We start from the raw sequence: 9,099 nt of genomic DNA on the forward strand, positions 1-9,099 counted from the left end.
CGCCGCGCGCCGGGCTGGCGGCGTGGCGGTCGTCGCGGCGCGAGCGCGTGCTCGTCGACGTCGGGGCGACCGTGCCCGGAGGGGTGCTGCGCGGCGCGCTCGGGGTGCTCGGGGTGCTGGTCGTGGCGCTGTCCGGGCTCGCGGACGTCGGGGCGGGCGGGCTGCGGCCGCTCCTGCTCGTCGGTGCGGTCGGGTGCGTCGTGGTCGCGGTGCTGCAGCCCGGCGGGATCGCGCCGGGCCTGCTCGTCGTGGTCGTCGGCGTGCGGCTGCTGCAGGACCCGGTCGCGCTCGACCTGCGCACGTGCGGACTCGTGCTCGCGGTGCACCTGCTGCTCCGGACCGCCGCGCTCGCGGCCCAGGCGCGGTGGGGGACGCGCGTCGAGGTGGCGCTCGTCGGCGCGGAGCTGCGCGGGCTCGCGGTGCTCCAGCTCGGGGCGCAGGCGCTCACGCTGACCGCGGCCGCGGTGCTGGCGTCGGGGGAGCCGGGGAGCGGGGCGCCGTGGTTCCGGCTCGCGGCGGTCGGGGCGGCGCTCGCGGCTGTCGCGGTGCTCGGGCTGGGGCGGTGGCGGGCGTCGGGGGCGGGCTCGACCTGAGTCGGCGACCCGGACCAGTCGTCGATCGACTCCGGTGCGGAGCCGCACCGCGAGGGGTGGCCGGACGACGCCGAGAGCATCCGGGACCGCCTGTCCGGTCTCACCGAGACCTGGTGAGCACCGGCAGTCCCGCCCGCCGGGCCGGGCGGCGAGAACACTCTCATCCGGATCCGCCCCCGACCGTCCGCGGGGTCGCCTAGCGTCGCGGTGCACCGTCCTTCTGCATCGTCGTACACCGGCGTACCCGCTCCCGCGGGCTCGTCGCGGCGCGCGGAGGTGACCTGTCCCCGGTGCATGCCGAGACCGGCACCCGCACGGCCGTGCCCCCGCGCGGCCGACGGCCTGGAGGAGATCCGATGCCCCTGCCTCACCTGGCACCCGTGCCACACCCGGCACCGCGACGGCGCCGTCCCCTGGCGAGGGCCCTGCCCGTCGCCCTCGCCGCCGCGCTCGTCGCGGGCGCGCTCGCCCCGCTCGCCGCCGCCCCCGCGGCCGCCGCCGGGAGCCCCAAGCAGCTCGAGAACCTCGGCCGCGGGGCCGTGAGCGTCCGCTCCGGCAGCGGGACGCTGGTCACGTGGCGCCTGCTCGGCACGGACCCGAAGGACGTCGCGTTCCACGTCTACCGCGACGGCACGCGCGTCACGTCGTCCCCGGTCACCGGCGCGACGAACTACCTGCACGCCGGCTCGACGAGCGGCACCTACACCGTCCGCGCGGTCGTGGACGGCGCCGAGCAGGCAGCCTCGACGGCGCTCGACTTCGGCCCCGGCTACCGCGACGTGAGGATCAGCCCGCCGGGCTCGCAGTACGCCGCGAACGACGCGTCGGTCGGCGACCTCGACGGCGACGGCGACCTGGACATCGTCCTGAAGTGGGACCCGGCGAACGCCAAGGACAACTCGCAGTCCGGCGTCACCGACCCGGTCTACGTCGACGGGTACACGCTCGAGGGCACGCGGCTGTGGCGCATCAACCTCGGGAAGAACATCCGGGCCGGAGCGCACTACACGCAGTTCCAGGTGTGGGACTACGACGGCGACGGCCGCGCCGAGGTCGTCATGAAGACGGCCGACGGGACGGTGGACGGCAAGGGCACGACGATCGGCAGCGCCTCGGCCGACCACCGGAACTCCGGCGGCTACGTCCTCGCCGGGCCCGAGCTCCTCACGGTGTTCGACGGTCGCACCGGCGCCGCCCGCGCGACCGCGAGCTACGAGCCGCCGCGCGGCACCGTCTCGTCGTGGGGCGACTCGTACGGCAACCGCGTCGACCGCTTCCTCGCCGCGACGGCGTACCTCGACGGCACCCGCCCGTCGATCGTCATGGCCCGCGGGTACTACACGCGCTCGGTCGTCGTGGCGTGGGACTTCCGCGACGGCAAGCTCACGAAGCGGTGGACGTTCGACTCGAACAGCAACAGCGGGTACGCCGGCCAGGGCAACCACAACCTCTCGGTCGCCGACGTCGACGCCGACGGCCGTGACGAGATCGTCTACGGCGCGATGGCGCTCGACGACACCGGCAAGGCCCTGTGGAACACGCGGATGGGCCACGGCGACGCGATGCACGTCGGGGACCTCGACCCGTCGCGCGCGGGCCTCGAGCTCTTCAAGGTCGACGAGGACAAGGCCAAGCCGGGCTCCTTCATGGCCGACGCGCGCACCGGGCAGGTCCTGTGGCAGACGCCGAGCGGCAGCGACAACGGCCGCGGCGTCTCCGCGGACGTCTGGGCGGGCAGCCCGGGCGCCGAGTCGTGGTCGTCGGCCGTGAGCCAGCTCAAGAACACGAAGGGCGTCGACGTCGGCCGCAAGCCGTCGGCGCACAACTTCCTCGCGTGGTGGGACGGCGACGCGGTCCGGGAGCTCGTCGACGGCACGCGTGTCGACAAGTACACGCCGACCGGCGACACCCGGCTGCTCACCGCGGCGGGCGTGCACTCGAACAACTCCACGAAGCAGACGCCGTCGCTCTCGGGCGACATCCTGGGCGACTGGCGCGAGGAGATCATCTGGCCGACGACCGACAACACGGCGCTGCGGATCTACACGACCTCGGTCCCGACGGACCTGCGCATCCCGACGCTGCTGCACGACCTGCAGTACCGCGAGGCGCTGGCCTGGCAGAACACGGCCTACAACCAGCCGCCGCACCCGTCGTTCTTCCTCGGGGACAGGATGCCCGCCGCGCCGTGGCCGAACATCACGGTCCCGGGCGGGACGACGACTCCGACGACGCCCCCGACGACGCCCAGCCCGACGACGGCCCCGACCGCCGCCCCGAGCCCCGCGCCCACGGGCACGGTCCAGCTCGTCGGCGCGCAGTCGGGCCGCTGCCTCGACGTCGCGGGGAGCTCGGCGGCGCACGGCACGGGGGTGCAGGTCTGGGACTGCAGCGGCGCCGCGAACCAGGCGTGGACCTTCACCGCCGCGGGCGAGCTCCGCACCTTCGGCGGGACGATGTGCCTGGACGCGAAGGACGGCGGCACGACGGCCGGCACCGCGCTCGTGATCTGGGGCTGCAGCGGCGCGGCCAACCAGAGGTTCGCCCCGGGGCCGAACGGGTCGGTCGTGGCGACGCAGTCGGGCCTGTGCCTCGACGTGAACGCGAAGGGCACCGCGAACGGCACGCGCGTCGTGCTGTGGACGTGCAACGCGGGCGCCAACCAGCGGTGGACGACGCGCTGACACGCACGGTCGACCCGCGAGGGCGCGTGGCTGCGGCTGCGTGCCCTCGCGGCGTCCCCGGCGCCTACCGCGAGCGTCCCGCTGTGCCTGTGCCTGTGCCCGTCCCCGTGTCCTCGCCCGAGCCCGCGGGCGCGCCGTCCTCCCCGTCGCGGAGCCCCGGCAGGAACTGCTCCGGCAGGTCCTCGACGGGCACGACCACCATGTCCTGCACCTTCCAGTCGAGCCGGATCGCCCGCTCCCGGGCCTCCCGCAGCTCGGCGAGCGAGACCTGGTGGCCCTCCACCGGCACGACGAACGACTCGACGTGGAACACGTGGCCCTCGTCGCGCACGCGCGAGCCGACCTCGGCGACCCACGGCAGCGAGCCGAGCGCCGCGTCGACCTCGCGCAGCAGCGGGTGCTCGTCCTCGCCGTCGACGGTCATCGCGCGCGCGTCCATGAGCGCCGCGACGGCGACCCGCATGTTGCGCACCCCGTCGTGCAGGATGCTGCCCGAGATGAACAGCGCGGCGACCGCGTCGGCCCACCACAGCCCGACCCCGATGCCGAGGATGCCGACGATCCCGCCCGCGGCGGTCATCCAGTCGGCCTTGTTCATGTCCGCGTCGGCGAACAGGACACGGTCGTGGAGCTTCGCCGCGAGCGGCAGCTTGGCCCGGCCCAGCAGCACCGGCGGGATGCCCGTGTAGACCATCGCCGCGATCATGAGCCAGCCCGACCACACCGGGTGACCGAGCACGACCATCGTCCCCACGGGCGGGTGCTCGCCCTTGAGCAGGCCCGAGCCGGAGTCCCAGACGAGGAACGCGCCCATCGTGACGAGCGCGGTCGACGCGACGACGTGCCCGACGCCGACCGACCGGTGGAAGCCGTACGGGTGCCGGTGGCTCGGCGGCCTGCTCGCGAGGTGCGTCGCGACGAGGAACGAGATCGGCGGGATGAACGAGAGGAGGTCCTCCGCCCAGGCGGCCTTCATCGCCTGCGAGCTGCCCATCGTGACGTACACGACCGTCACGGCCGTCACGAGGAAGCCGATCGTCAGCCACGCGAGCCGCACGGCACGGCGGAGCGCGCGCTCCTGCTCGTCGGGGAGCTCGGTGTGCCCGAAGCGCGTCACGGCTGCTGCACCTCCTGGTCGAGCAGGAACCGCTCGAGCTCGGTCATGAGCGCGTTCTCCCCGGACGGCACGGCCATCACGTGCAGCTCCTTCTCGCCCTCCGGCCCGGTCGTCGTCAGGTAGGGGTAGGTCAGTGCCACCTTGTCGGCCCACGGCGAGCTCGCGGTCAGGCCGCCGACGAGGACGTCGAGCTCACCGCGCTCCATCTCGGCGACGAGCTCCTCCTCGCCCGCGACGGTCCACTCGACCTGCGCGTCGAGCGTCTCCGCGAAGTCCTCGACGAGGTCGACCTCGAGCCCGCTCGGCGCGCCGGCCTCGGCGTCCGTCCACGGGGGGCTGACCGACGCCCCGGCGCGCACGACCCCGCCGCGCACCGACTCGAGCGTCCCGTCGGGGTCGCTGGGGATCGTCGCGGAGCAGCCGCCGAGCGCGAGCACGGCGACGAGCCCGAGGGCGACGGGCGCGAGCATCCTGGTCACAGCCCTATCCAACCCCCGCGCCCCGTTCTCGCACGCCGAGGGCTCGGTGGGTCAGCGCGGCGCCCCGGAATCGTCGCAGGGGACCCGCACGTCGATCTCCGCCGCGTCGGCCTGGGCATCGAGGATGACGAGGGTGCGCTGCATCGCGGTGGGCCGCAGCTTGCCGACCTGGTCGCCGTGCGGGTGGTCGAAGAACGCGAGCAGCAGCAGGAGCAGGGTGATGACGAACGTGACGCTGCCCATCAGCACGCCCTGGGAGACGGCGCGCTCCGCCGAGTCGGCCAGGAACAGCAGGTAGACGAAGATCACGGCCGAGACCGCGAACAGGACCATCCAGAGCGGCAGCGGGATGAGCCCCTCCGCGCCGTGGACCCGCGACTGGCGCGCGAGCTGCCGCTCGTCCGACTGCTCCATCCAGCGGTCGTATGCGGACTGCTCGACGTCGGTGGCCGGCACGACCCCGCGGAGCGTGCGGAACATCTCCACGCCCCACGGGTTGACCGCCTCGCCGAGCGTGCCCGCCGCCATGGCCGGCCACTCCTGCGCGACGACCGAGCGTGCGTAGCACTCGAGCTGCCCGCTGAGCTCGGCCGCGACGTCGGGCGCCATGAACTGCGCCGTCTGGAGCTGGAGCGCGACCAGCCGGGCCTCGTCCTCGGCGCCGGCGCGGGCCTCGTCGTACGACTCGAACGCGAGGAAGATGATGAAGCCCAGCAGCACGGAGAAGCCGGTGGCCAGCACCCCGAAGACGCCGGACGCGCGGTCGCCGTCGCTGAACCGGCTCCCCGCGGGCGCCCTGCGCCGCACGAGGAGCATCGCCGTGACCGTGACGGCGGTGACCGCGGCGGCGATCAGCGCCCCGACGAGGAGGTTCATGCCCGCCGCCGGCTCACACCCGGACCGGGAAGCTCGCCAGCACGCCCGCCGTCGCGACGAGGACGACCACCGCGAGGCCGAGCGTCGCGGTGCGGGCCCGGGGCGACGCGAGCTTGGAGCCGACGCCGCCGAGGAAGAGGACGCTCGAGCACATCACGGTCACGAGCACGTAGCTGTCCTTGCGCTCGCTCGCGGTCAGGGCGTCGGACGAGCTCGCGCTGGACCGGTCCTCGAGCCGCTGCGCCTCGACCCGGGCGTCCTGCACGTACTCGTCCATCGCGAACGGGCTCGGCGGCGCGTCGGCGTTCGTGACCGGCTCCTCGGCGAGCCAGGCCTGCACGGCGGGCCGGAACTCGTCCCGGAACCGGGCGTACACGAACCCGGAGTACGACCCCGCGTCGGGCGCGTACGTGCTCGTGAGCGGCCGCCCCTCCTCGTCCATCGCCTCGAGCCAGCTCGTGAAGAGCTCGACGTCGATGATGGTCTGCTGCCCGGCGAGCGTCGACGCCCGGCTGCTCTCGAGCCGGGCCGCCGTCGCCGCCCCGTAGGACAGGGACTGGACGGACCCCCACCGGGCGCTCTGGTACGCCGACCACGCGGTCATCAGAGCGGCGACCGACAGGACGAGGGCGACGAGGAGGTCGAGGCGGACGCGCGGTCGACGGGGTGCCCCGCCCTCGGGCCGGACTGCGCCTTCGCCCTGCACGGTCGCCTGCTGTGCCATCCGCGTCGTCCCTCCCCGCCGCTCGAGGACGCTGACCGGAGCCGGAGCGCCATGCCTCCGTCGGCCCGCGCACGGTGCCCGCGCACCGTGCGTGGCCCGAGTCAAACGCCTCGCGGCCGGTGGGCGGCTCATCCCGGACGGACGAAGCGGCTGGTGGACGGCTCGTCCCGGACGGACCGACGGTCCCTCGGCGTGGTGCACCCGCTCCGGACGTCATGCGCAGCGGATGACGACGGGCCTCCCGCGACCCGCGACGCTGGACGCTCCCGCACCTGCGGTGAGCGACGAGAGAAGGTCCGGTCATGTGCCGTTGGGTGGCGTACTCGGGGTCCCCGGTGCTCGTCGAGGACCTGCTGTACATGCCGAAGAACTCCCTGATCGTGCAGAGCCTGAACTCCCGGCTCGGCGCCGAGCCGACCAACGGCGACGGCTTCGGGCTCGGCTGGTACGGCGCCCAGGACACGCCCGGGCGCTTCCGCAGCACCGAGCCGGCGTGGAACGACCGCAACCTGCGCGACCTCTCGGCCCACATCTCCTCACGGATGGTGCTCGCGCACGTCCGGGCGTCGACCGGGTCGCCGGTGCAGGAGACGAACTGCCACCCGTTCCGGCACGGCCGCTGGTTGTTCATGCACAACGGGTACCTCAACGGCTTCGCGACGATGAAGCGCGACCTGTCGATGGCGATCGACCCTGCGCTGTATGCGGAGATCGAGGGCTCCACCGACACCGAGACGTTCTTCTACCTCGCGCTGACGTACGGCCTGATGGACGACCCTCCGGCGGCGGTCGCGCGGGCGGTCGGCGTGATCGAGGCGACGGCCCAGCGCCTCGGCGTGCCGTTCCCGGTGCAGATGACGGTCGCGACGACCGACGGCGAGACCCTGTGGGCGTTCCGGTACTCGAGCGAGGGCCGGTCCCGGTCGCTGTTCCGCAGCACCGACGCCGCCACGCTGCGCCAGCAGCACCCGGACAGCCCGGTGCTCGCCAAGGTCTCCGACGACGCGCGCCTCGTCGTCTCCGAGCCGCTGGGCGACCTGCAGGGCGCGTGGCGCGAGGTCCCGGAGTCCACGTGCATCACCGTCCGCGCGGGGAGCGAGGAGCTCCAGCCCTTCGCCCCGACGGCGCTGCAGGGCGTGGGCTGAGGCCACGGCCGGCGGCGGGTCGTCACCCGGCGGCGCGTCCGCGAGCCGTCAGGGCACCACGTTCTCCGGGAGCACCGCGGCACCGTCCTGACGGACCTCGTCGGTGTCCCGTGGCCGCGCCGTCTCGGCCATCACGATGCCCCCCAGCACGATCGCCCCGCCGACGAGCTGGACCGTCGTCATCGCCTCGCCGAGCACCAGCCACGCGGCCGCCGACGCCGCGACCGGCTCGGTCATGCCGAGCAGCCCCGCCCGCGCGGCACCCAGCGCCCGGATGCCCCAGAGGAAGAGCAGGTACGGCACGGCGGTCCCCAGCACGACGATCCACGTGACGAGCGCCCACATCGGCGGCTCGGCACCCGCGAGCGGACCCGGCATCGCGACGCTCTCGCCGAGCGTGCCGACCGGGAACGTCCACAGCGGCTGCAGCACGATCCAGAACAGCGCCGCGAACCCCATCGACCACGCGTGCGTCGAGAGCGGGTCGCGCCGGGAGACCAGGCGCTCGCCGAGCAGGTAGTAGCACGCGAGCGACACCGCGGCGCCGACGGCCGCGAGCAGCCCGAGCGCGTCGAGCACCACGCCGTCGGCGACCTGGGCGACGAGCGCGAGCCCGCCCAGGCAGGCCGCGAGCGCCCACCACACGCGCGCCCGGACCTGCTCGTGGAGCACGAACCGCGCCCACAGCGCGACGAGCAGGGGAGCGGTGTACTCGATGAGCAGCGCGAGGCCGACGGGCAGGCGGGAGATCGCGACGAGGTAGAACCACTGCACGAGCGCGACACCGACGACCCCGAGCACCGCCATGACCGCGAGCTCGCGCCCACGCAGCCGCAGCGAGCCGCGGGAGAGCAGCAGCGCGGCGGCGACGAGGAGGACCGCGGACCCGAGGCAGCGGAGCTCGACGAGCCGCGCCGGGCTGAGGCCGGCCTGCATGGCGATCTTGGCGACCGTGCCGTTGACCGCGAAGAGCAGCGAGCCGACGACGACGGCCAGGACGCCGAGCGGCGCCGAGGCACGGGACACCGGGCGAGAGTAGCCGTCCGGGGCGACCTCGGGCGTCACGTCCGGCGCGTGCAAGCCGACCCCAGCCCACGGGAGCGTCCGCGGCGCGCTGCGGTGCACGGCCCCCCGGGGGAGGGCCGCACGCACCGCCCTAGCGTCCCGCGCATGGCAGAGGCATGGGGTGGGACCGGCTGGAGCGGCACGCAGCCGCCCGGGTGGACCGGCGGCGGCGCCGGGGCGGTCGCGCCGTTCGTGGCGCGCGCCGCCGGGACGGTGCACGACGCCGCGCGCCGGCTCGTCGCCGCGCAGCACGTCGACTGGGTCTCGGACGCCGCGGGGCGCTACCGCGAGGCGCTCGACGAGGCGCACCGGCAGGTGCTCGCGACCGCCGCGCTGGTCGAGGCCGCGCTCGAGGACGTCCGGGCCGCCGATCGCGCGACGGCCGTGCAGGCGCTCGCCGCGGCGAGGACCGCGGC

Annotated in this window: 9 protein-coding genes; 4 read left to right on the forward strand and 5 right to left on the reverse strand. The window is 74.6% G+C overall.

The window, feature by feature from the left end:
* Positions 1-593: hypothetical protein (locus tag AB6N24_RS21920; protein WP_489672071.1), on the forward strand; the 593-nt coding region annotated here is incomplete at its 5' end.
* 356 nt (positions 594-949) lie between these two features.
* Positions 950-3,277 (forward strand): rhamnogalacturonan lyase family protein, encoded by a 2,328-nt coding sequence (locus tag AB6N24_RS21925; RefSeq protein WP_412871481.1) that lies wholly within the window; start codon positions 950-952, stop codon positions 3,275-3,277.
* A 64-nt stretch (positions 3,278-3,341) separates the two neighbouring features.
* Here AB6N24_RS21925 and AB6N24_RS21930 read toward each other — a convergent pair whose 3' ends face one another.
* The 4 genes from AB6N24_RS21930 to AB6N24_RS21945 are packed head-to-tail and all read right to left on the reverse strand — an operon-like array spanning position 3,342 to position 6,473.
* Positions 3,342-4,394, reverse strand: coding sequence for a cation efflux transmembrane domain-containing protein (locus tag AB6N24_RS21930; RefSeq protein WP_412871482.1), 1,053 nt, complete (start codon positions 4,392-4,394; stop codon positions 3,342-3,344).
* Positions 4,391-4,864, reverse strand: coding sequence for a transporter substrate-binding domain-containing protein (locus AB6N24_RS21935; protein WP_412871488.1), 474 nt, complete (start codon positions 4,862-4,864; stop codon positions 4,391-4,393). The genes AB6N24_RS21930 and AB6N24_RS21935 overlap by 4 nt, the downstream gene beginning before the upstream one ends.
* 60 nt (positions 4,865-4,924) lie before the next feature.
* On the reverse strand, positions 4,925-5,749 hold the full coding sequence (locus AB6N24_RS21940; RefSeq protein ID WP_412871483.1) for a bestrophin-like domain: 825 nt from the start codon (positions 5,747-5,749) through the stop codon (positions 4,925-4,927).
* Between the two features lie 13 nt (positions 5,750-5,762).
* On the reverse strand, positions 5,763-6,473 hold the full coding sequence (locus AB6N24_RS21945) for a hypothetical protein (RefSeq protein WP_412871484.1): 711 nt from the start codon (positions 6,471-6,473) through the stop codon (positions 5,763-5,765).
* A 302-nt stretch (positions 6,474-6,775) separates the two neighbouring features.
* Between AB6N24_RS21945 and AB6N24_RS21950 the strand changes: the two genes are divergently transcribed.
* Positions 6,776-7,618, forward strand: coding sequence for a class II glutamine amidotransferase (locus AB6N24_RS21950; protein ID WP_412871485.1), 843 nt, complete (start codon positions 6,776-6,778; stop codon positions 7,616-7,618).
* 48 nt (positions 7,619-7,666) lie between these two features.
* Here AB6N24_RS21950 and AB6N24_RS21955 read toward each other — a convergent pair whose 3' ends face one another.
* The gene (locus AB6N24_RS21955) at positions 7,667-8,644 is read right to left on the reverse strand and encodes a DMT family transporter (RefSeq protein ID WP_412871486.1); all 978 of its coding nucleotides are present in this window, start codon (positions 8,642-8,644) and stop codon (positions 7,667-7,669) included.
* 144 nt (positions 8,645-8,788) lie between these two features.
* Here AB6N24_RS21955 and AB6N24_RS21960 point away from each other — a divergent pair.
* A partial coding sequence (locus tag AB6N24_RS21960) for a hypothetical protein (protein ID WP_412871487.1) occupies positions 8,789-9,099 on the forward strand: 311 nt, incomplete at its 3' end.

It is taken from the genome of Cellulomonas jepli, from assembly GCF_047229345.1.
Taxonomy (GTDB): Bacteria; Actinomycetota; Actinomycetes; order Actinomycetales; family Cellulomonadaceae; genus Cellulomonas_A.